The organism is Mesorhizobium sp. M5C.F.Ca.IN.020.32.2.1 (assembly GCF_004023105.1).
Classification (GTDB): domain Bacteria; phylum Pseudomonadota; class Alphaproteobacteria; order Rhizobiales; family Rhizobiaceae; genus Mesorhizobium; species Mesorhizobium wenxiniae.
The window spans coordinates 1-788 of record NZ_RZSX01001468.1 but is presented as its reverse complement, the minus strand read 5'-3'; the positions used below and the strand labels follow the sequence as shown (position 1 = coordinate 788).

Sequence of the window (788 nt, the reverse complement as noted above, 5' to 3'; positions counted from 1 at the left end):
ACCACTCGGCCACCTCTCCGTCTTAGCATTTTCGCCGCGGCCGGTTTCGCCGCGCGGGTTGGGGAGATGCGTCTCCCTTCGGGGATTCCGGTCCGGAACTCCGCACCGTGGGCGCCGTCAACCAGCGGACACCCTTTCCCCGCACCTGAGCCGTCAAAGCAACAGGCGCGGGGCTCATCTAGTCGATCCGGTGCCGAATGCCAAGACATAACGGCACTCTATTCGCTTTGTCGGACAGGGATGCTCTGTCCATGTCACCAGTGCTGCCTTGGCAGCCGATCGCCGCGATCGGCGGCGGTGACTTTGCCGACTGGCGCCTCAGTGGCGCAAAACCGGCGGCGTGGGTTCACTTCGCGTGTCGCGATTGCGGATAAAGCGGGCAGATCCTATTTATCAGGCCGATACAGACATTTCTGATAAGCTTCCGGGGAGGTAAGGTCTGGATGTTCCGCTTCGTCTTCCGTCTCGCGGCACTGGTCGCGCTTTCGGTTTCCGTCATCATGGCGGTGATCGACGCGACACGCTCGGTGGCGGCCGCCGCGCTGGTCATGACCCCGCTCAACACGAGCTGGCTGGCCGTCTCGCCGGATACGCGAAGCACCTTCGAAAGCTTCGTCCGCGACAAGCTTGGCCCGCTGCTATGGGACGGCGCCATCGCCTCGGTGCTCAACCAGCCCGGCTTCGCCGTGTTCGCGGTGCTTGCCTTCATTCTCTACATGATCGGCTACAGGCGGGAGCGGCCGAGCGGGCGGTTCGCCTAGACGTGATAGCTTTCCAGCGCTCCAAAC

General features: G+C 63.3%; 1 protein-coding gene. It reads left to right on the top strand.

The window, feature by feature from the left end:
- Window positions 1-443 precede the first annotated feature (443 nt).
- Window positions 444-761, top strand: coding sequence for a hypothetical protein (locus tag EOA86_RS36830; protein WP_128345847.1), 318 nt, complete (start codon window positions 444-446; stop codon window positions 759-761).
- The last annotated feature ends 27 nt before the right edge of the window (window positions 762-788 follow it).